This window comes from Pseudomonas sp. OTU5201 (genome assembly GCF_038440135.1).
In the GTDB taxonomy this organism is placed as follows: Bacteria; Pseudomonadota; Gammaproteobacteria; order Pseudomonadales; family Pseudomonadaceae; genus Metapseudomonas; species Metapseudomonas resinovorans.
In genome coordinates, this window is sequence record NZ_JASATC010000008.1 from 80,651 (window position 1) to 99,477 (window position 18,827).

18 protein-coding genes and 1 pseudogene are annotated in these 18,827 nt (G+C 64.1%); 7 read left to right on the forward strand and 12 right to left on the reverse strand.

From position 1 onward, the window contains the following. Positions 1–4: 4 nt before the first annotated feature. From AAHM40_RS07240 to AAHM40_RS07255, 4 genes are all read right to left on the reverse strand, one after another. Positions 5–1,357, reverse strand: coding sequence for a glutamine synthetase family protein (locus AAHM40_RS07240; protein WP_342244041.1), 1,353 nt, complete (start codon positions 1,355–1,357; stop codon positions 5–7). Positions 1,358–1,382: 25 nt separating this feature from the next. Beyond that, positions 1,383–1,940, reverse strand: coding sequence for a helix-turn-helix domain-containing protein (locus AAHM40_RS07245; protein ID WP_342244042.1), 558 nt, complete (start codon positions 1,938–1,940; stop codon positions 1,383–1,385). Positions 1,941–1,974: 34 nt separating this feature from the next. Further along, positions 1,975–3,264: an NAD(P)/FAD-dependent oxidoreductase gene (locus AAHM40_RS07250; RefSeq protein ID WP_342244043.1), complete on the reverse strand. Its 1,290-nt coding sequence runs from the start codon at positions 3,262–3,264 to the stop codon at positions 1,975–1,977. A 184-nt stretch (positions 3,265–3,448) separates the two neighbouring features. Further along, positions 3,449–4,354: a LysR substrate-binding domain-containing protein gene (locus tag AAHM40_RS07255; RefSeq protein WP_342244044.1), complete on the reverse strand. Its 906-nt coding sequence runs from the start codon at positions 4,352–4,354 to the stop codon at positions 3,449–3,451. 215 nt (positions 4,355–4,569) lie between these two features. Here AAHM40_RS07255 and AAHM40_RS07260 point away from each other — a divergent pair, with 215 nt between their 5' ends. Then, entirely contained in the window at positions 4,570–5,139 is a 570-nt protein-coding gene (locus tag AAHM40_RS07260; RefSeq protein ID WP_342244045.1) for a tetratricopeptide repeat protein, read from the forward strand. A 529-nt stretch (positions 5,140–5,668) separates the two neighbouring features. On the opposite strand, the gene AAHM40_RS07265 is transcribed toward AAHM40_RS07260, so the two are convergent. Next, complete coding sequence (locus tag AAHM40_RS07265; protein ID WP_280284051.1) at positions 5,669–5,926, reverse strand: DUF2790 domain-containing protein; 258 nt, start codon at positions 5,924–5,926, stop codon at positions 5,669–5,671. 282 nt (positions 5,927–6,208) lie between these two features. Here AAHM40_RS07265 and AAHM40_RS07270 point away from each other — a divergent pair. After that, positions 6,209–6,364: pseudogene (locus AAHM40_RS07270) on the forward strand (DUF533 domain-containing protein); the annotation flags it as partial. On the opposite strand, the gene AAHM40_RS07275 reads toward AAHM40_RS07270, so the two are convergent. Continuing rightward, positions 6,361–6,819, reverse strand: a complete 459-nt coding sequence (locus AAHM40_RS07275; protein WP_342244046.1) for a hypothetical protein — start codon at positions 6,817–6,819, stop codon at positions 6,361–6,363. The pseudogene AAHM40_RS07270 and the gene AAHM40_RS07275 overlap by 4 nt on opposite strands. A gap of 177 nt (positions 6,820–6,996) precedes the next feature. On the opposite strand from AAHM40_RS07275, the gene AAHM40_RS07280 reads away from it, so the two are divergent. The 3 genes from AAHM40_RS07280 (at position 6,997) to AAHM40_RS07290 (ending at position 10,269) form a co-directional block, all read left to right on the forward strand. Next, on the forward strand, positions 6,997–7,464 hold the full coding sequence (locus AAHM40_RS07280) for an Lrp/AsnC family transcriptional regulator (RefSeq protein ID WP_342244047.1): 468 nt from the start codon (positions 6,997–6,999) through the stop codon (positions 7,462–7,464). 313 nt (positions 7,465–7,777) lie between these two features. Beyond that, complete coding sequence (locus tag AAHM40_RS07285) at positions 7,778–9,460, forward strand: flavin monoamine oxidase family protein (protein WP_280284055.1); 1,683 nt, start codon at positions 7,778–7,780, stop codon at positions 9,458–9,460. Between the two features lie 14 nt (positions 9,461–9,474). Further along, complete coding sequence (locus AAHM40_RS07290; protein ID WP_342244048.1) at positions 9,475–10,269, forward strand: carbon-nitrogen hydrolase family protein; 795 nt, start codon at positions 9,475–9,477, stop codon at positions 10,267–10,269. 80 nt (positions 10,270–10,349) lie between these two features. On the opposite strand, the gene AAHM40_RS07295 is transcribed toward AAHM40_RS07290, so the two are convergent. The 3 genes from AAHM40_RS07295 to AAHM40_RS07305 are packed head-to-tail and all read right to left on the reverse strand — an operon-like array spanning position 10,350 to position 11,450. Then, positions 10,350–10,541 (reverse strand): hypothetical protein, encoded by a 192-nt coding sequence (locus AAHM40_RS07295; RefSeq protein ID WP_342244049.1) that lies wholly within the window; start codon positions 10,539–10,541, stop codon positions 10,350–10,352. Further along, positions 10,516–10,755 (reverse strand): hypothetical protein, encoded by a 240-nt coding sequence (locus AAHM40_RS07300; protein WP_342244050.1) that lies wholly within the window; start codon positions 10,753–10,755, stop codon positions 10,516–10,518. The genes AAHM40_RS07295 and AAHM40_RS07300 overlap by 26 nt, the downstream gene beginning before the upstream one ends. After that, complete coding sequence (locus tag AAHM40_RS07305; RefSeq protein ID WP_342244051.1) at positions 10,752–11,450, reverse strand: MOSC domain-containing protein; 699 nt, start codon at positions 11,448–11,450, stop codon at positions 10,752–10,754. Before AAHM40_RS07305 ends, AAHM40_RS07300 begins: the two co-directional genes overlap by 4 nt. Before the next feature lie 103 nt (positions 11,451–11,553). Here AAHM40_RS07305 and AAHM40_RS07310 point away from each other — a divergent pair, with 103 nt between their 5' ends. Continuing rightward, the gene (locus tag AAHM40_RS07310) at positions 11,554–12,453 is read left to right on the forward strand and encodes a LysR family transcriptional regulator (RefSeq protein ID WP_342244052.1); all 900 of its coding nucleotides are present in this window, start codon (positions 11,554–11,556) and stop codon (positions 12,451–12,453) included. A gap of 374 nt (positions 12,454–12,827) precedes the next feature. After that, entirely contained in the window at positions 12,828–13,478 is a 651-nt protein-coding gene (locus AAHM40_RS07315) for an endonuclease I family protein (RefSeq protein WP_342244053.1), read from the forward strand. A 103-nt stretch (positions 13,479–13,581) separates the two neighbouring features. Here the strand turns inward: AAHM40_RS07315 and AAHM40_RS07320 are convergent, their stop codons facing one another. From AAHM40_RS07320 to AAHM40_RS07330, 3 genes are all read right to left on the reverse strand, one after another. Further along, positions 13,582–15,360, reverse strand: coding sequence for an acyl-CoA dehydrogenase C-terminal domain-containing protein (locus AAHM40_RS07320; RefSeq protein ID WP_342244054.1), 1,779 nt, complete (start codon positions 15,358–15,360; stop codon positions 13,582–13,584). A gap of 186 nt (positions 15,361–15,546) precedes the next feature. Next, positions 15,547–17,340, reverse strand: coding sequence for an acyl-CoA dehydrogenase C-terminal domain-containing protein (locus tag AAHM40_RS07325; protein ID WP_342244055.1), 1,794 nt, complete (start codon positions 17,338–17,340; stop codon positions 15,547–15,549). A 109-nt stretch (positions 17,341–17,449) separates the two neighbouring features. Further along, positions 17,450–18,742 carry a GGDEF domain-containing protein gene (locus AAHM40_RS07330; protein WP_342244056.1) on the reverse strand — a complete coding sequence of 431 codons (1,293 nt, stop codon included), beginning with the start codon at positions 18,740–18,742 and terminating at the stop codon, positions 17,450–17,452. Between the last annotated feature and the right edge of the window lie 85 nt (positions 18,743–18,827).

Here is an 18,827-nt window from a genome sequence, read left to right on the forward strand (position 1 = left end):
GAGTTCACATATACCAGCGGTACTCCCGCGCGCTGACCTCGTTCATGAAGTCCAAGTATTCCTGGCGCTTGTTCTCGCAATAGACCATCACGAATTCGCTACCCAGGCCTTCGTTCACATCGGGGTGGCTGCGCATGGCGGTCACGGCGGTGAGCATATCCGTGGGGAAGTCGATGCCACTGGAACGGTCTTCGTTGAGCGGGGCGATAGGCTCGCGGGCGGCATCCAGGCCGTGCTCCATGCCGGTAAGGATGGCGGCCAGCACCAGGTAGGGATTGGCGTCGGCGCCAGCCAGGCGGTGTTCGATGCGCAGGTTGCGGCCGTCGGATTCGGGAATGCGGATGCACGCATCGCGGTCTTCGAAGCCCCAGCTGGCACGGCTGGCGGCGTTGACCATGGCGCCGTAGCGGCGGAAGGCGTTGTGGTTGGCGGCGAAGATCGGCATGCAGTGCGGCAGCAGATCGAGGCAGCCGGCCACGGCATGGCGCAGCGGACGCTGGTCGTTGGCGGCCAGCAGGTTGTTGCCATCGCGGTCGTAGAGGCTGACGTGCACGTGCATGCCGCTGCCCGGCGCATTCAGGTAGGGCTTGCTCATGAAGCTGGCGCGGTGGCCGTGCTTCATCGCCACGCCACGGGTGCTGCGGCAGAACAGGGCGGCCCAGTCGGCGGCCTGGAGGCCGTCGTCGCAGTGGCCGAAGTTGATCTCGAACTGGCCCGGGCCGAGTTCGGCGGTGATGACGTTGGCGGCGACGCCTTGCTCGTTGGCGGCCTCGACCATTTCATGCAGCACGCTGGAGAAGCGCGACAGGCGCTCGATGTGCATGTTCGGCTGATCGTCTTCGTCATCGCAGAGCGGGTCGCGGGGGAACTGCGGCAGGCCATTCTGCAGCTTGCGGTCGAACAGGTAGAACTCCAGTTCGAAAGCCACCACCGGGCGGATGCCACGTTTTTCCAGGCGTTGCAGGACCCGCGCCAGCACCTCACGTGGCTCGAACTCGATGGGCGCTTCGGTACCGTCGGAGGTGATGAGCATCTGTCCCAGGGGTTCCTTTTCCCAGCGCACCGGCTTGAGCGTGCCCGGCACCAGACGACGTGGCGCGTCCGGGTCGCCGTCGGCGAAGCAGTAGTCGCCAATGGGGTAGAGCCCGCCCTGGGTCCCCAGCAGCACGCAGTTCTGTGGCACTTTCAGCGGACTACCGGCGGCCACCTTCTCCACCATCTCCACGGGGTAGCGCTTGCCGTAGAAGTGGCCGGGGATGTCCAGGCAGATCAGGTCGATGTAGCGAACTTCCGGGTACTGGGCACGGAAGGCGCGGACTTCGCTGAGCAGGTCGGGGTACTGGTTTGTTGTTGTCATCACTGCGGTCCTGCAGGTTCTCGCCTCAGGTAAACACCCAAAGCACCCGCGTCGGTTTGTCGGAAAGATTGGCGTAGCGGAACTGCGCATGGGGCGGCAACTGGAAGCTGTCATTCGGGTAAAGGGTGACCGGCTCGGCGTTGTCGCCGTACCAGACGGTCAGCTCGCCTTCGAGCACGAAACCACCCTGTTCGGAGCTGTCATCCAGATGGCCCTCGCCGCTGGTGGCGCCGGGCTCCAGGTGGCTTTCCAGCATGGAGAAGCCGCCGGACATGGTCGGCGAGGCCAGCACGTCGGTGATGCCGCCGGCGTAATAGAGCGTGCGGCGCTCGCCGGGGCGGGTGACCCAAGGCGTCTCGCGGGGCTTGCTCAGGTTGTAGAAGTAGGTGGTGGGCACGCCCAAGGCTTCGCTGATGGCGGTGAGGTCGGCCACCGTCGGGCGCGAGAGCCCGCGCTCCACCTGGGAGAGGAAGCCCACCGAGCGATCGATGCGCGCGGCGAGGTCACCCAGGGTCACGTTCTTGTGTTTGCGCAGGTCGCGAATCAGGATCGCGAGGCTTTCAATTTCGTCTTGCTTGTCCATTGGAGCGCTCCGGTCGTACTCGAATGGCGCGACCTTAAATCACATCCCGCAGGCGGTAATAGGCCTTGCCGGCAGCCTCCAGGGGAGCCGCCAGCAACGAGCCGCCCGGGAAGCGCGGATTGCCGATGGCCTGGTACAGATCGAGCAGGTCGTCGTTGCCGAGGATGGCGTCGCTCACCGCCTTGGCGCCGGCCAGGGTCGGCAGGATGCCGTGACCGGAGAAGCCCTGGAGCCAGTAACGCGAACCTTCGCGGCCGATATCCGGGGTGCGTTTCATGCTGACGTCGATATGGCCGCCCCAGCCGAACTCGATGTCTACGCCCTTGAGCTGCGGGAACACGCGCTCCAGGTAGGGCCGGGTGGCCGCCGGCACATCCTTGGGAAGGCCGCCCAGGTAAGTGCAGCCGCCACCGAAAAGCAGGCGGTTGTCGGGGGTGAGGCGGAAGTAATCGGGGACGAACTGGTTGTCGATCACACAGCTGTTCTTCGGCAGCAGCGAACGCGCCAGTTCCGGGTCCAGCGGCGCGGTGGCGACCTGATAGGAGCCCACCGGTAGCAGGCGACTGGAGAGCTGGCGGTCGAGGCCGTCGACGTAAGCATTGCAGGCCATCACCAGGGTGCTGCCGCGCACTTCGCCCTGGGCGGTGCGGGCCACATAGCCGGAAGGCGTTTCTCGGTATTCCAGCACCTGGCTCTGTTCGTAGATGCGCCCGCCGCGTGCTTCGATGGCGGCGGCCAGGCCTTGGGCCAGCTTCAACGGGTTGAGGTGGGCGGCCTCCGGGTCGTAGAGCGCAGCCTGGTAACGCGGGCTGTCGATCCATTCGCCCAGTTCGTCGCGGCGGATCAGGCGCATCCGGTCGTAGCCCCATTTGTGGATGGCGTCTTCCTGGGCCTCTTCCAGCAACTTCACCCGGCGTTCCATCACGGCGGTCCAGAGGCTGCCGACGCGGTAGTCCACATCGAAGCCGTGACGGACCGGCAGCTCGCGCATCTCCTCGGCGGCCCAGCGCATGCTGTCCCACAGCCGGCGGGTACGTTCCAGGCCCAGCGCCTTCTCCAGCGGCGGCATATCGCAAGACCAGCCCAGCAGCGCCTGCCCACCGTTGCGCCCCGATGCGGCCCAGGCCACGCGGCTGGCTTCCAGCAGGGTCACGCGCTTGCCGGCCTCGGCCAGACGCAGGCCCGTGTGCAGTCCGCTGAAACCGGCCCCGATGATCAGGACATCGGTCTCCTCGCTGCCGGCCTGGCTCGGACGCAGGGGAATACTGCCTGGGTAGGTGCGGGCGTAGTAGGTGCCGACATGCTGGGCGGACTGCTTGAACATGGGTGCCTCGTGAATTTTTCAATTTTAAATTTCATGAAAATTTACACAATGAAATTCACGAAGCCAAGCCTTTTGTTCAAAATAAACAACATAAAGACTGATGAACGCCTGAATCCGCGGGATTCTGGCGAACGAGTGAATGAAATTACAGACAACTGATGGTCCGCCCCGCGGCGTTGTCGCACTAGCGCCGGAACCACTCCTGCTGCTTCAGACACTCCGCCACATAGTCGAGGAAGCAGGCGATGCGCGAGGCCAGCGCGGTATTGCGGTAGTACACGGCATTGATCGGCTGGCGCACTTCAAGGGTGTCCGCAGCCAGAAGCTGGACCAGGCTGCCGTTGGCGCGGTCTTGCTGGGTCATGAAATCCGACAGGCAGACGATGCCGGAACCGGACAGGGCGAGCTGGCGCAAGGTTTCGCCGCTGGACGCCTTGATTGTCGGTTCGATCTGCACCTCATCCCCCAGTGCATTGCGCAGGGGCCACTGGTTGAGGCTTTCCGGCTGGGTGAAACCGATCAGGCCGTGACGTTGCAGGTCTTCCACCTGCTTCGGTGTGCCATGGGCCTTGAGATAGGCGGGGCTAGCGAGCACACGGATGCGGCTGCTGCCCAGGGGGCGGGCATGCAGGGTGGAGTCGCGCAGGGTGCCGATGCGGATGGCGACATCGGTGCGGTGCTCGATCAGGTCGATGATCTGGTCGCTGCTGTGCAGCTCCAGCTCGATCTCTGGGTAACGCTCACGAAAGCCCGCCACCAGCGGCACCAGCACATGCAGCATGAAGGGCGAAGCTGCATTGACGCGCAGGCGCCCGGCCGGCTTCTGCTTGCGCAAGGCCATCTGCTCTTCGGCTTCTTCCACCTGGGCGAGGATGCACCGCGCCTGAACCAGGAACGCCTCGCCTTCCTCGGTCAGTTCCAGACGGCGGGTGGTGCGGCGCAGCAGGGTGACGTCGAGCTTGTCCTCCAGCCGGCTCAAGGCACGGCTGACGCCCGAGGCGGTCTGCGCCAGTTGCGCGGCCGCGGCGGTGATGGAGCCGGTGTCGACCACCGAGGTGAAGGCTTGCAGCTCGTCCAGGGTGGTTTTCATTCGTGACTCCAGGGCAAATATCTTGGCCTTGATAGCCGGAATTTCCGCATGAGTCGAGCGGCGACCCTATGCGCCCATCCATGCTAGCCAAGGTGATGTGCATCGCTTGGCTCGCGGAATGCCGCCCAATCCATCCTACGGTTGCCATGAAGCGGGTGACGCGGCGGGGGGATGCAACTACCCTCCTCCCTGTTCTGCCCGGGAGAAAACACCCCATGTGCATCCAACGCGCACTACCGCGCCTCATCTGCATGGCCACGCTCGCCCTGATCGGCGCCTGCGCCCAGCAACAGCAGCAACCCACCCCGCCCGCCGCCACACCGCCCGCTGGCCAACCCCAGGCCCCCGCCACGACCCCGCAGGACCAACAGGCCAGCGAATTCGAACGGGTTCGCCAAAAGGCCATGCGCGGCGACCTCGACGCCCAGTATCAGCTCGGCAGCCTGTACTTCGTCGGCAAACCGCAGAAGGACATCAAGCAGGCCGAGTACTGGTGGAAGCAGGCCGCCGACAAGGGGCATTCCCAATCGGCCTTCAGCCTCGCCTTCCTCTACACCGGCCGCGCCGACCCCGCATTCGCCGACCAGCGCGCCATGCACAAGTACCTCAGCCAGGCCTCTGCCGCCGGCAATGCCATGGCCCAGCACGTGCTCGGCAGCATGTACGCCCAGGGCGCCGAAGGCCTCAAGCAGGACCCTTACCAGGCCCGCGCCCTGTTCCAGAGCGCATGCGACAAGCAATACGCGCCGAGCTGCGAGGCATTGAAGAAGCTGCAGGCGAATTGAGTCGATCTTGTGGGGGCAATTTCAATCGTCAAGCAGGCCGAAGGTCTGCCCCGTAAGCGAACTCATTCGCGAAAAGTGATAGGCACCGGGTAACGCGGTAACTTCCCTCTCCCCCGTCCCCTCTCCCTGAAGTGGAGAGGGGTGACTCTCGGCTCAACCGTGGCGCAGTCCTGCGAGGACGAATTCATTCGCGAAAGGGCTTGGTCCAGAGCATCAACGAGCGGACGGTGAAGTCCCTGGAAGGATGGCGGTCGGGAAACACCACGGTGACGTCATTCGAAGCGTTCGTGGTGGAGGTGGTGGGTTAATGCACTGTGCTGCAATCGACAGCAGCCCGTCCCTGGCGAATGAGTTGGCTATGTCTGCATGACGTGTTGTGGGCAGCTGCATTGTCCGTGAGAGCTGGCTTGCCAGCGAATGGCGGCGTTTCGCTGGCAAGCCAGCTCCTACAAGGCTCTTGGCCCGAGGGTAAATCGCTCACAACAGCTAACGCAGACATGGCGAATGAATTCGCCCCTGCACGCCTGCATCAGCTGTTGGCGCAGGCGCTGGACTCTTTCAGGTAGGTCACGGACTTCTCTTCGCCGTTGGAATCGACGTAGGTCATCTTCGCCTGGATGGTTTCGCAGATCAGCGAGTTCGGCTCGTCGATGGAAATCACACGGGCGACATCCAGCGGCATGCCGTAGCGGTAGGGCACTGACTCGGCGGATTTCGCGGCGAAGACGCTGCCACTGGCCAGGAAGGCGAGCAACAGGGTGGTACTGGTGGCGATGGCACGGTTCATGGGGGATCTCCTGGTTTTCCTTGAAGGCCCGACATCGCAGGAGATGCGTTCTTGGCCCATGTGCCTATTGGACTCCCGGCACGGCTCGTGAAAAAGACGCCTTTGCTGAAAGCGCTTTTCCGTGGCGCGCAACAATCTTCCCCGCCCGGCGGTCACGCTCCCGTGTTTGGTCGGGTCGATCATTCCCAGTCCGGGCAACTGCCACCAAACGAGGATGAGGCCGTGAACACCAGTGATCTGCTCGAACAACTGTTGCAGGCCGGTGCATCGCGACAAGGCGGCGCGGGCATGGCCGCCGAAATGTACCTGGCCGGCGTGATGCAGGTGGATGACCAGCAGGCCGCAGAACGCACCTACTTGGATGAACTGGCCTATCACCTCCGGCTCGATCCGGACTTGCAGGCGCAACTGGAGCGGCAGGCATGCGGTAACGCCTAAGGACTGACCTGGTAACCGCGCTGCTGCAGGCAGCTGGTATAGGCCGATGAAGACGCGCTGCTGGCCTGTTCATTGGTGCGGCGATCCTCGCGACGGTCCTGGCGCTGACGCGAGCCACCGACTACGGCGCCCGCTACAGCGGCATCCTTGGCTTTCTCCTGACGGTACTCCTGCTGCAAGTCGTCATCGATACGCTCGTAATCGTTGCTGCGCGCCTGCCCGACGGCGGCGCCCGCCATAGCGCCAGCGGCGGCTCCACGAGCACGCCCCCCGCTTGTGGTGGAGCTGGAACTGGAGCTGGAGGTTGAACTGCCGGCCTGGGCCTGGCAGTCGGCTATGTCCTGCTGGATCTGTTGCTGGGTCTGGCCTTGCAGGGGCACCACGGTTTCGGCGAACGCGGGCAGGCAGACAAGCGAAGCGAGCAGGGTCCAGCGGCAAGAAGCGATTGGGCGCATGGCAGTAGAGCTCCAGGAGCGGGTAGGGAAACCGGCAAATCGCCGGCCTTCTAGCGTTCAGTCTGGGTCCCAGTTGGTTACCACGACGTGAGCGCCGACCAGTGGGCGCGGCCGCCATGCTTCAGGTAGCCTTGCGCACCCGCTAATCTCTGACCACCGCCCCGCGCCGAGCCCACCATGTCCGACCTATCCCTCGACGAAATCGATCGCCAGTTGATCGCCGCGCTGCAGATCAATGCCCGCGAAAGCGTCGCCATGCTCGCCCGGCGTCTGGGCATCGCGCGCACCACGGTGACCTCACGCCTGGCGCGGCTGGAGAAGGCGCAGATCATCACCGGCTACGGCGTGCGCCTGGGCCAGCGCGTGGCCGATGGCGGCCTGCAGGCCTATGTGGGCATCACGGTCAAGCCGCGCAGCGGCAAGGACGTGCTGCGGCGCTTGACCGGCATGGCAGAGGTGCAGGTGCTCTGCGCGGTGAGCGGCGAGTTCGATTACGTGGCCTGGCTGCGCGCGGATTCCCCCGAGCGCCTCGATGAGCTGCTGGACCAGATTGGCAGCGTCGATGGGGTGGAAAAGACCACCACCTCGATCATTCTCAGCTGCAAGATCGATCGCGGTCAGCCGTTGGCTCCAACCTCGCCGTGAACGCTGCGCCTTGGTGTCGGCTCGAGTGGTGGAAATGAAAAGCGATTTCCACCCTGCTGAAAGCCATCCGCGGGATAGGAACTGCACAGTGCCGCCCGCCCCAAGCAAGCCTGAGTCCCTCCGTTGCCGGCTAACCTGATGGAAAGCAGGTGCACCGCTATTTTCGTCAAAATGAATTATGAAGTCGTCTTTTTGCAGTGCATGACTGCCAAATGACGACACTCTGCGTCTTATGGACGAAATCGGCGCTCCCTAGAATGGCCTGCAACGCTGCCCCGCCCGGCAGCCCCTCTCACCGCCTTCAAGGTCGATCATGAACAACAACAATCGCCACCCCGCCGACGGCAAGAAACCCATCACTATCTTCGGCCCGGACTTCCCCTTTGCCTTCGATGACTGGATCCAGCACCCGGCTGGCCTGGGCAGCATTCCCGCCGAGCAGCATGGTGCCGAGGTGGCGATCGTCGGCGCCGGCATCGCCGGCCTGGTGGCGGCCTACGAGCTGATGAAGCTGGGCCTGAAGCCAGTCGTGTACGAAGCCTCGAAGATGGGCGGGCGCCTGCGCTCTCAGACCTTCGAAGGCACCGACGGCATCATTGCCGAACTGGGCGGCATGCGCTTCCCGGCCTCCTCCACCGCCTTCTACCACTACGTGGACATGCTCGGGCTCGAGACCCAGCCCTTCCCCAACCCGCTGACCCCGGCCTCGGGCAGCACGGTGATCGATATCGAGGGCAAGACCTACTACGCCGAGAAAATGGCCGACCTGCCGGCACTGTTCCAGGAAGTGGCCGACGCCTGGGCCGACGCCCTGGAAGACGGCGCCCGCTTCGGCGACATCCAGCAGGCCATCCGCGACCGCGATGTGAAGCGCCTGAAAGAGCTGTGGAACACCCTGGTGCCACTGTGGGACGACCGCACCTTCTATGACTTTGTCGCCAGCTCGAAGGCCTTCGCCAAGCTGTCCTTCCACCATCGCGAAGTGTTCGGCCAGGTCGGCTTTGGCACCGGTGGCTGGGACTCCGACTTCCCCAACTCGATGCTGGAAATCTTCCGCGTGGTGATGACCGCCTGCGACGACAACCAGCACCTGATCGTCGGTGGCGTGCAACAAGTGCCGCTGGGCATCTGGCGCCATGAGCCGGAGCGTTGCGTGCATTGGCCTGCCGGCACCAGCCTGGCTTCGCTGCACAGCGGCGCACCGCGCCCAGGCGTGAAGCGCATCGCCCGTGCTGCCGATGGCCGCCTGGCCGTGACCGACAACTGGGGCGACACCCGCCACTACGCGGCCGTGCTCACCACCTGCCAGAGCTGGTTGCTGACCACCCAGATCGAGTGCGAGGAATCGCTGTTCTCGCAGAAGATGTGGATGGCCCTGGACCGCACCCGCTACATGCAGTCGTCCAAGACCTTTGTGATGGTCGACCGCCCCTTCTGGAAGGACAAGGACCCGCAGACCGGCCGCGACACCCTGAGCATGACGCTGACCGACCGCCTCACCCGAGGCACTTACCTGTTCGACAACGGCGACGACAAGCCGGGGGTGATCTGCCTGTCGTACTCGTGGATGAGCGATGCGCTGAAAATGCTGCCGCACCCGGTGGAGAAGCGCGTGAAGCTGGCCTTGGACGCGCTGAAGAAGATCTACCCGGACGTGGACATCGCCGGCCATATCATCGGCGACCCCATCACCATTTCCTGGGAGGCCGACCCGCACTTCCTTGGCGCCTTCAAGGGCGCACTGCCGGGCCACTACCGCTACAACCAACGCATGTACGCGCACTTCATGCAGGACGACATGCCCGCCGAACAGCGCGGCATGTTCATCGCCGGTGACGACGTGTCCTGGACGCCGGCCTGGGTGGAAGGTGCGGTGCAGACCTCGCTCAACGCGGTGTGGGGCATCATGAAGCACTTCGGCGGCAAGACCTCGGTTGAGAACCCTGGCCCCGGAGACTTGTTCGCCGAGCTCGGCCCCATCGCCCTGCCGGACTGAGCCAGGAGACGCCTATGCGCATCGCCCTCTACCAATGCCCGCCCCTGCCGCTGGAACCGGCGGCCAACCTCGACCGCCTGCAACAGCGGGCGATTGAGGCCGCCAAGCGCGGCGCAGCGTTGCTGGTGTGCCCGGAGATGTACCTCAGCGGCTACAACATCGGCCTGGACGCGGTCAGCGCCCTGGCCGAGCCATGCGACGGCCCCTGGGCTGCGCGGGTGGCGGACATTGCTCGTGAAAACGGCATCGCCATCCTTTACGGCTACCCGGAGCGCAGTGCCGAAGGTGCCCTCTTCAACTCGGTGCAATTAATCGACGCCCAGGGCCAACCCCTGGGCAACTACCGCAAGACGCACCTCTTCGGCGAACTGGACAACAGCATGTTCAGCGCTGGCAGTGATGACTATCCGCTGCTGGAACTCAACGGCTGGAAGCTGGGGATGCTGATCTGCTACGACGTGGAGTTCCCCGAAAACGTCCGCCGCCTGGCGCTGGCCGGCGCCGATGTGGTGCTGGTGCCGACGGCCAACATGGTGCCCTACGACTTCGTCTGCGAGGTGCTGGTCCGCGCCCGCGCCTTCGAGAACCAGTGCTATGTGGCCTACGCCAACTACTGCGGCGGCGAAGGGGACATCCGCTACTGCGGTCTCTCCAGCGTCGCCGCGCCGGACGGCACGCTGGCAGCGGTGTGTGGTCGCGAGGAGACCCTGGCCTTTGCCGACCTCAGGCGCGACAAGCTGGAGGCTTCGCGGGCGAGCATCACCTACCTCAAGGACCGGCGCGCGGAGCTGTACCGTCCACTGGTCTGAAACCTCTGTAGGGGCGAATTCATTCGCCCCTACATCGAACCGCACCCGCCTCAATTCCAATGCAAAGTGGAAGCGTCAGGTCAACGCGGCATGGGGCCAAGCGGCGAAAGGTCCGCCTCGGGGTGTTTTTCCATCGGCCACCCGCCATTTTCCGCCTCGCCCTTGCCTACTTCGGCGATCAGGGCCTGGGCGGGGAGCCGCGCGGAGCGTTCCAAGGTTTTCATAAGGCAGAGGCTGGCGAGAGAGTCACGCAGGCTCGGAAACCTCTTCATGGCGGTATTCGATACCCAGCAAACGCAGACCGTCCGGCCCCTGTTCGAGGATGCGGCGCAACTCGCGGCGGCGCTCGATGTGCAGGGTAAAGCCTTCCTCGCGGGGAAAGCGCTTGCGCAGTTCGCGGGTCATTTCCACGTAGCGCGCCTGACTGACGCTGAGTTCGGCGAGCAGCACCTCGTCGCGGCGCAGGCTGATGCGGTAGTCACTCATGCACGCATGCCCTCCAGCGGCAGGCCCAGCAGGCGGGCGTTCCAATCTTCCACCAGGCCGGTGCTCAGGCGGCGGGTAGCGGTGTCGCGCCAGCGGGCGGACAGCGCCTCGCACTGCTGCAGCTGTTGCAGGCCGGCATGCTCCAGCGGGTAGTGGAAGAAGCTCTGCACAGCGTGGGCGACGGTCAGGCCGGGGTAACTGCGCTGAATCAATTCCAGCGAGTCTGCCTGGCTGACGAAGCCAGGCCGCAGCACGCGGTAGAACCAGCCGCAGCGGCCGGTTTCCTGCACCCGTTGCGGCAGATCGGGAATCCCCCAGCGGCGGCTCAGGCGGTAACAGGGTGAACGCGGCTGGCTGACCTGGATGAAGGCCTGTCCCCAGCGGAAGATATCGCCGATGCACACCTGGTCTTCGGTCAGGCCGTGGGTGGAAAGGTTCTCGCCGAAGCGTGGTGCCTTCCAGTCGAGATGGCCGAAATGCTTGCGCCAGTAGCGATAGTGCTCGGCGGGATAATGATGGAGGGCGCGTTCCGGGCCGCCATGGAAACGCGGGTCACCCTGCTCATCGCTGCCCAGGCCCTGGGGCCAGAGCCAGAGTCGATGATCGATCGGCTGCTTGTCGATTGCGCTGCACAAACCGCCACCTATATCTTCGGCTTTGCCTATGAAAACGCCCTGCATCACTAACCTGGACATTCGCCCTCTCCAGCGCGATAAACAGTCTCTACGCCGCATAGGCTATGGGCTCAAGGTGTTGGGGACCATTTCGATTTTCCAGCTTTATCGATAAGTAATACTTATGGATTTTCGTCAGCTTCGCTACTTCGTCGCGCTCTACGAGGAAGGCCATGTGGGCCGCGCCGCCGAGCGCCTGAGCCTGTCGCAACCGGCACTGTCCCAGCAGATCCGCCAACTGGAACAGAGCCTGGATGTGAGCCTGTTCCAACGCAGCGGCAAGCGCCTGCTGCCGACCCTCGCCGCGCACACGCTGTACGGCCATGCCCTGCCGCTGCTGGATGGTCTGGAGCGCGCTCGCGAGGCCTTGCGCAGCTTCCGCGGCCAGTCACCGCGCAGCCTGGCCATCGGCGTACTGCAGACGGTGAACGCGGCACTGGTGCCGATGCTGCTGGAACGTCTGCGCGAAGCACAGCCACAGCTGGTGGTGCAGATCTACGAACTGTCCGGGTTGGATATCGAGCGCCGCTTGCTCACCGGCAATCTGGACATCGGCATCGGCTTCCTACCGCCTCGCCAGACCGGGCTGCACAGTCAGTTGCTGTATGAGGACGAACTGCAGCTGGTGATCCCCACCGAGCACCCGCTGAAGGAGTTCAAGAAGGTCTCCCTGAGCCAGGCCGCTGAGCTGCCGATGCTATTGCTGGGCGAGGAATTCCGTGTCAGGCAGATCTGGCAGGAACAACTCGCCCTGCTCGGTCGCCGCCCCCACGTGCAGGCGGAGCTGAACCATATGGCGGGCATACTCGATAGCCTGCCGCACACCATGCTGGCCACGGTGCTGCCCGGCCGCGCGCGTCAGATGCACGCCAACCAGGGATTGCTGTGGAAGCCACTGAGCGAGCCACGGGTGCCGCTGAAGGTGGGGTTGGTGTTTCGCGATGCGCAGCGCCAACAGGCGACCCTGGAATTGCTGCGCTCGATGCTGGAAGGGGTAGTGGGCCCGAAAGACCTGCTGCTGTAGCGGAGTTTCAGGACACAGAAAAAGAAAAACCCCGCCGAAGCGAGGCTTTGCAGACTGTGTCCCGACATCCCTGATCTGACCGCCATCCTGGCGGAAATCCGGCGTATCCCTTTTTTGCAGTGCGCTTCCTGCGCTACGTCCAATGTCATGAAGATTAGCCCCCGCCGCAGAGGCCCGAAAGGAGCCATAGCCACCAGCACTTGTAAGCCAATGCTTACACGATTTGGCAATTAGTCTGAATGGGCTTATCGCAACCCGGCCGCACAACCAAGCAAGCGGTCGGTTGGCCTTGGTTTGCCCGCAGCGCTATTGTTAGACTCGTTTTGTCCTACAAAAACAACAGACCCCGACAAGGTGGTCCCAGGGTCATCAGCATGCGCCCAGTCGTTACTGCCCTCTCCTGCCTGGCGGCCGTGGCCGCCCATTTCGCATTCGCCGGTGGCCAGGATCGCCTGGCCGATCCCAACGCCGCGGTCGAGCAGGCCTTCTGGCAACAGCTCTATGCCGGCGGCGGCACCACGCTCTATTGCGGCAAGACCTTCAGTGCCCCCGGCGGCCTGCTCAGCGCCAGCCCGGTGTACAGCACCAAGCAGATCAAGAGCGCCCTGCGCTGTGTCACCGACAGCCAGTGCCAATCCGCGAATCCGCAGTACCCCTTCATGCTCTCCGACCTGCACAACCTCTACCCGGACCAGTCGCGCATCGAGCTGGCACGGCGCAACGCCCTGTTTGGCGATGCGGGTGATGGCGGGCAGAGTAAAGTCGCCGACTGCGATTTCAAGTCATCCTACCAACTGGTGGAGCCCCGCGATGCCGCCAAGGGCAACGTGGCTCGGGCGATCTTCTACATGCACAGCGAATACGGCCTGCCCATCGTTGGCCAGTTGCAGATGTTCCAGCAGTGGAACCGCCTGGACCCGGTGGACGATGACGAACGCGCTCGCAATAGCCGCATCGAAGCCATCCAAGGCAATCGCAACCGCTTTATCGACGACCCGACGCTGGCGGATTCGTTGCAGCCGTAGGAAGCCGCCTTGCAGGGGCGATTGAATTTGCCCCGGCAGAGGACCTCGCTTCAGAAAGCACAAAGCCCCGCACAAGCGGGGCTTCGTGTTTGCGGAGTGCCGCTTAGAACTGCGCGGCGTCCAGCAGGTAGAGCGACTCGCTGCCGGCCTTCACCGAGGCGGTCAGGGAGTGGATGCGCGGCAGCAGGCGGGCGAAGTAGAAACGCGCGGTGCCGAGCTTGCTGGCGTAGAAATCATCCTGGCCTTCCTTACCCAGCGAAGCGCGGGCCATCAGGGCCCACATGTAGGCATAGGCGGTGTAGCCGAACACGTGGAGGTACTCGACCGAGGCAGCGCCGATTTCGTTCGGGTTGTTCTTCGCGCTGTCCAGGACCCAGGCAGTCAAGTCGTCGAGGTTGGCGATGGCAGCTTTCAGCGGCTCGACGAATTCGGCCAGCTCGGCGGAAGCGCCGTTGGCGAAGGCCTTGATCTCGTCGGAGAAGTGCTTGTAGAACGCGCCGCCGCTGCCCACTACCTTGCGACCCACGAGGTCGAGGGCCTGGATGCCGTTGGTGCCTTCGTAGATCTGGGTGATGCGCACGTCACGCACCAGTTGCTCCTGGCCCCACTCGCGGATGAAGCCGTGGCCGCCGAACACTTGCTGGCCGTGGACGGTGGTTTCCAGGCCGAGGTCGGTGAGGAACGCCTTGGCGACGGGGGTCAGCAGGGCGACCATTTCTTCGGCGCGTTTGCGCACGACGGTGTCTTCGCTGAACTTGGCGGTATCCAGCTGCATGGCAACGTAGCTGGAGAACGCACGACCGCCTTCGTTGGCAGCCTTCATAGTCAGCAGCATGCGGCGCACGTCGGGGTGGACGATGATCGGGTCGGCGGCCTTGTCCTTGGCGACCGGGCCGGTCGGGGCACGGCTCTGGATGCGGTCACGCGCGTATTCCACGGCGCTCTGGTAGGAACGCTCGCCGGAAGCCAGTCCCTGGATACCGACGCCCAGACGCTCGTAGTTCATCATGGTGAACATGGCGGCCAGGCCCTTGTTCGGGGCGTCGATGATGTAGCCAGTGGCGCCGTCGAAGTTCATCACGCAGGTGGCGGATGCCTTGATGCCCATCTTGTGCTCAATGGAGCCGCAGGACAGGGAGTTGTTCCCTCCCAGGGAACCATCGGCGTTGACCATTACCTTGGGCACCAGGAACAGGGAGATGCCTTTCGGACCCGCCGGGGCGTCCGGCAGCTTGGCCAGTACCAGGTGGATGATGTTCTCGGTCAGGTCGTGCTCACCGCCGGTGATGAAAATCTTGGTACCGGTGATCTTGTAGCTGCCGTCGGCCTGGGGTTCGGCCTTGGTGCGGATGATGCCGAGGTCGGTGCCGGCATGGGGTTCGGTCAGGCACATGGAGCCAGCCCAGACACCCGCGTACATGTTCGGCAGGTACTTTTCCTTCAGCTCTTCGCTGGCGTGGGCGTTGATCGACAGGCAGGCGCCGGCGGTCAGCATCGGGTACAGGCCGAAGGAGAGGTTGGCCGAGTTGACCATCTCTTCGACCTGGGCGGAGATCACCTTGGGCATGCCCATGCCACCGAAGACGGGGTCGCCACCCACGCCGACCCAGCCGCCTTCGGCGTAGGTCTTGTAGGCCTCGGGGAAACCGGCCGGGGTGCTCACGGCACCGTCCTTCCACTGGCAGCCTTCTTCGTCGCCGCTGCGGTTCAGCGGGGCGATGACGCCGCCGGTAACCTTGCCGGCTTCTTCCAGGATGGCGGAAGCGGTATCGACATCGACCACTTCGGCCAGGGCGGGCAGTTCGGCCCAGAGCTTGGACACCTCGAAGACTTCATTGAGGACGAAGCGCATATCGCGCAGGGGCGCTTTGTAGTCAGCCATGTGCAAACCTCGCAAACACTCTACAGGTGGCCGGGTTGGCCGGTTTCACGGATAGACCGGAAGTGTACATGACCAACTTTTTGGAGACATAGTGTCATTTAGTGACCATATATTCACTCGCGGTCACTTCGCTATCCAGAATGGAAAAGGCCCGCACGGGGCGGGCCTCAAGCCGTTCATCGGTGCTTACAAGTAGAAATGCTCGGCCGGCAGCCCCATCAGGCAGTCGCTGCCTGCCTCCACTGCCGCACGATGGGCTTCGGTGCGCGGCAGCAGGCGCTTGAAGTAGAAGTCGCAGGTCACCAGCTTGGTCTGGTAGTAGGCGCTGTCGCCCTCGCCTGCCTGCAACTTGGCATCGGCCACCAGGGCCATGCGCAGCCAGAAGTAGGCCAGGGTGATGTAGCCGGAATACATCAGGTAATCCAGCGCAGCGGCACCCACCTCGTCCGGGTTTTTCATGGCGGCCATGCCGACCTGCTGGGTCAACTCGCCCCACTGCTGGTTGAGGCGCGCCAGTTCGGACGCATAGACCTTGAGACGCGGATGCTCGGCCTGGGCCTGGCAGAGTTTGTGGATCAGCTTGGTGAAGCCACGCAGCAACTTGCCCTGGCTGCCCAGCACCTTGCGGCCGAGCAGGTCCAGCGCCTGGATGCCGTTGGTGCCTTCGTAGATGGGGGCGATGCGGCAGTCGCGCACCAGCTGTTCCATGCCCCATTCGCGGATGTACCCGTGTCCACCGAATACCTGCATGCCGAGGTTGGTGGCTTCCAGCCCGGATTCGGTCATGAAGGCCTTGCAGATGGGAGTCAGGAATGCGAGCAGATTGTCGGCTTCCTCGCGGGCGGCGGCATCCTCGCTGCGGTGAGCGATGTCCAGTTGCTGGGCAGTGAAGTAGGCCAGGGCGCGGTTGCCTTCGTTGAAGGCCTTCATGGTCAACAGCATGCGGCGCACGTCGGGGTGCACGATGATCGGGTCGGCGGCCTTGTCCGGCGCCTTGGGTCCGGTGAGGGCGCGCATCTGCAGGCGGTCGTTGGCGTAGCGCACGGCCCCCTGGTAGCTGGCTTCGCCGAGGCAGAGGCCCTGCATGCCGGTGCCGAGGCGGGCGTGGTTCATCATGGTGAACATGCAGTTCAGGCCCTTGTTGGCTTCGCCAATGAGGTAGCCGGTGGCGCCGTCGAAGTTCATCACGCAAGTGGCCGAGGCCTTGATCCCCATCTTGTGTTCGATGGAGCCGCAGGACACGGCATTGCGCGCGCCCACGCCCTCTCCGGCGGGGAGGAATTTAGGCACGATGAACAGGGAGATGCCCTTGGTGCCGGCTGGTGCGTCGGGCAACTTGGCCAGCACCAGGTGGATGATGTTCTCGCTCATATCGTGTTCGCCGGCGGAGATGAAGATCTTGGTGCCGGAGATCGCGTAGCTGCCGTCGGCCTGCGGCACGGCGCGGGTCTTGATGATGCCGAGGTCAGTGCCGCAGTGGGGCTCGGTGAGGCACATGGTGCCGGTCCAGCGGCCTTCGGTGAGGCGGGTCAGGTAGGTCTGTTTCTGTTCTTCACTGCCGTGGGCATGGATGGCCGACATGGCGCCGTGGGTCAGGCCCGGGTACATGGCCCAGGACTGGTTGGCCGAGGCGACCATCTCGCTGATGATCAATCCGAGGGAATGGGGCAGGCCCTGGCCACCGTAGGCCGGGTCTGCCGCCAGACCGTTCCAACCACCTTCGACGTACTGGGCGAAGGCTTCCTTGAAGCCCTTGGGCGTAGTCACCACGCCGTCCCGCCACTGACACTCCTCTTCGTCGCCGGAGCGGTTGATCGGCGAGAGCACCTGCTCGCAGAACTTGGCACCTTCTTCGAGGATGGCGGCGACCATGTCCGGGGTGGCATCACTGGCGTTCAGGGCCGCGTAGGTGGCCGGGTAATCGAAGACTTCGTCGGTGAGGAAGCGGATGTCGCGCAGGGGGGCCTTGTATTCGGGCATGGCAGGTTCTCCTTGAAAGGGGCAGCACTCGAACCATCGACCCTACTGTTCCTCCATGACACCCACAACGACGCTGCCGCTGCTGAATGCAGCGTCATAACCGGGCGTATCAGCCAGTCGCCCGCTTCACCCGCACCGCCCCCCGACGGTTCTCACCATGGCGGAAGACCCGGTTGCGACCTGCGCTCTTGGCGCTGTAGAGCGCCTGGTCGGCGGCCTTGATCACCTCTTCCGGGGTGCGCTGCTCGGCGTCGCGCCCAGCCACGCCGATGCTGATGGTCACCGATACGGTCTGCCCGCTCGGAGCACCGCGTCTAGCCCTACCGGTTTCGTCATTCTTCGGTCGGCTACCCTGGTCACGCAGGTGCATCTGATACTGCTCGATGGCCTGGCGCACGGCTTCCAGGTGGGGCATGCAATCCTCCACCGACTTGCCAGGGAAGAGGATGGTGAACTCCTCGCCGCCATAACGGTAAGCCTTGCCGCCGCCGCCCACCTTGCGCAGCCGGCTGGCCACCAGGCGCAGCACCTGGTCACCGACGTCGTGGCCATAGGTGTCGTTGAATTTCTTGAAGTGGTCGACATCGGTCATCGCCAGCACGTAGTTACGCCCGAGACGCCGCAGCCGCTCATTCAGGGCGCGGCGGCCGGGCAGACCGGTGAGCTCGTCGCGGAAGGCCATCTGGTACGCCTCATGGGCCACCGAAGCGGTCAGGGCAAGCATCACCATACTGCTCATCACATGCAGGGCGTGGGGCAGCAGGAATGCCTTGGGCAGCATCCACAGCAGGCCGGCCAGTCCCAGCAACTGCGCGGCATGCTGCGGTCGCGGCTGGCGCAGGTAGTTGACCAGCAGGGATACCAGGGCCACGACGAATGCGAGATACGCGAGCTGCACCAGGGTCATCCAGCTGCCGTGCAGCAGCGGCCAGTGAACCTTGACGATGAAGCCCAGTACGACGTCCGGGTAGCTGTTGCCAAGAGCCACCACCACACCGAGCACCGCGATCAGCACAGCACCTCGGGCGACGAAGTCCTGCAGCAAATGGGTGCGCTCCTCCCAGCAGCCATACAGGCCGTAGAGCATGGGCAGCAGCAGGCTGGCCAGGTGGAACACGAGCCCGGCGTCTTCCCGCACCACGCGCTCGGCCTGGTAGTAATCGACCTGGGTATCCAACTGGTAGTACGCGAGGTAGACCACCAGCAGCAGCGCCACCTGGCGCACCCGCCCGTAGGCCGAGCAGAAGGCGCCGCCCAGTAGGAGGAGCAAGGTGGGCAGCACGTTGAAGAGTGAGGTGAAGAACTCGCTCATTCCCGACAGCGAGCCCGCCACTCCGCCCCCGATCACCAGCAACAAGGGAGGCAGGAAATGACTGGGGCGATAGGACGCACGAGGCCGCACGGGATCTGATCCTGGGATTCGAAAGACGGGAAAAATCGAGATGGCGATATGATTGCACAGGTACGAAAAGCAAGCACGGGGGCCG

Excerpts from the sequence above, each read along its gene's own strand:
- AAHM40_RS07240 (WP_342244041.1), bottom strand. The coding sequence starts at position 1,357 with ATGACAACAACAAACCAGTACCCCGACCTGCTCAGCGAAGTCCGCGCC.
- AAHM40_RS07245 (WP_342244042.1), bottom strand. The coding sequence starts at position 1,940 with ATGGACAAGCAAGACGAAATTGAAAGCCTCGCGATCCTGATTCGCGAC.
- AAHM40_RS07250 (WP_342244043.1), bottom strand. The coding sequence starts at position 3,264 with ATGTTCAAGCAGTCCGCCCAGCATGTCGGCACCTACTACGCCCGCACC.
- AAHM40_RS07255 (WP_342244044.1), bottom strand. The coding sequence starts at position 4,354 with ATGAAAACCACCCTGGACGAGCTGCAAGCCTTCACCTCGGTGGTCGAC.
- AAHM40_RS07260 (WP_342244045.1), top strand. The coding sequence starts at position 4,570 with ATGTGCATCCAACGCGCACTACCGCGCCTCATCTGCATGGCCACGCTC.
- AAHM40_RS07265 (WP_280284051.1), bottom strand. The coding sequence starts at position 5,926 with ATGAACCGTGCCATCGCCACCAGTACCACCCTGTTGCTCGCCTTCCTG.
- AAHM40_RS07275 (WP_342244046.1), bottom strand. The coding sequence starts at position 6,819 with ATGCGCCCAATCGCTTCTTGCCGCTGGACCCTGCTCGCTTCGCTTGTC.
- AAHM40_RS07280 (WP_342244047.1), top strand. The coding sequence starts at position 6,997 with ATGTCCGACCTATCCCTCGACGAAATCGATCGCCAGTTGATCGCCGCG.
- AAHM40_RS07285 (WP_280284055.1), top strand. The coding sequence starts at position 7,778 with ATGAACAACAACAATCGCCACCCCGCCGACGGCAAGAAACCCATCACT.
- AAHM40_RS07290 (WP_342244048.1), top strand. The coding sequence starts at position 9,475 with ATGCGCATCGCCCTCTACCAATGCCCGCCCCTGCCGCTGGAACCGGCG.
- AAHM40_RS07295 (WP_342244049.1), bottom strand. The coding sequence starts at position 10,541 with ATGAAGAGGTTTCCGAGCCTGCGTGACTCTCTCGCCAGCCTCTGCCTT.
- AAHM40_RS07300 (WP_342244050.1), bottom strand. The coding sequence starts at position 10,755 with ATGAGTGACTACCGCATCAGCCTGCGCCGCGACGAGGTGCTGCTCGCC.
- AAHM40_RS07305 (WP_342244051.1), bottom strand. The coding sequence starts at position 11,450 with ATGTCCAGGTTAGTGATGCAGGGCGTTTTCATAGGCAAAGCCGAAGAT.
- AAHM40_RS07310 (WP_342244052.1), top strand. The coding sequence starts at position 11,554 with ATGGATTTTCGTCAGCTTCGCTACTTCGTCGCGCTCTACGAGGAAGGC.
- AAHM40_RS07315 (WP_342244053.1), top strand. The coding sequence starts at position 12,828 with ATGCGCCCAGTCGTTACTGCCCTCTCCTGCCTGGCGGCCGTGGCCGCC.
- AAHM40_RS07320 (WP_342244054.1), bottom strand. The coding sequence starts at position 15,360 with ATGGCTGACTACAAAGCGCCCCTGCGCGATATGCGCTTCGTCCTCAAT.
- AAHM40_RS07325 (WP_342244055.1), bottom strand. The coding sequence starts at position 17,340 with ATGCCCGAATACAAGGCCCCCCTGCGCGACATCCGCTTCCTCACCGAC.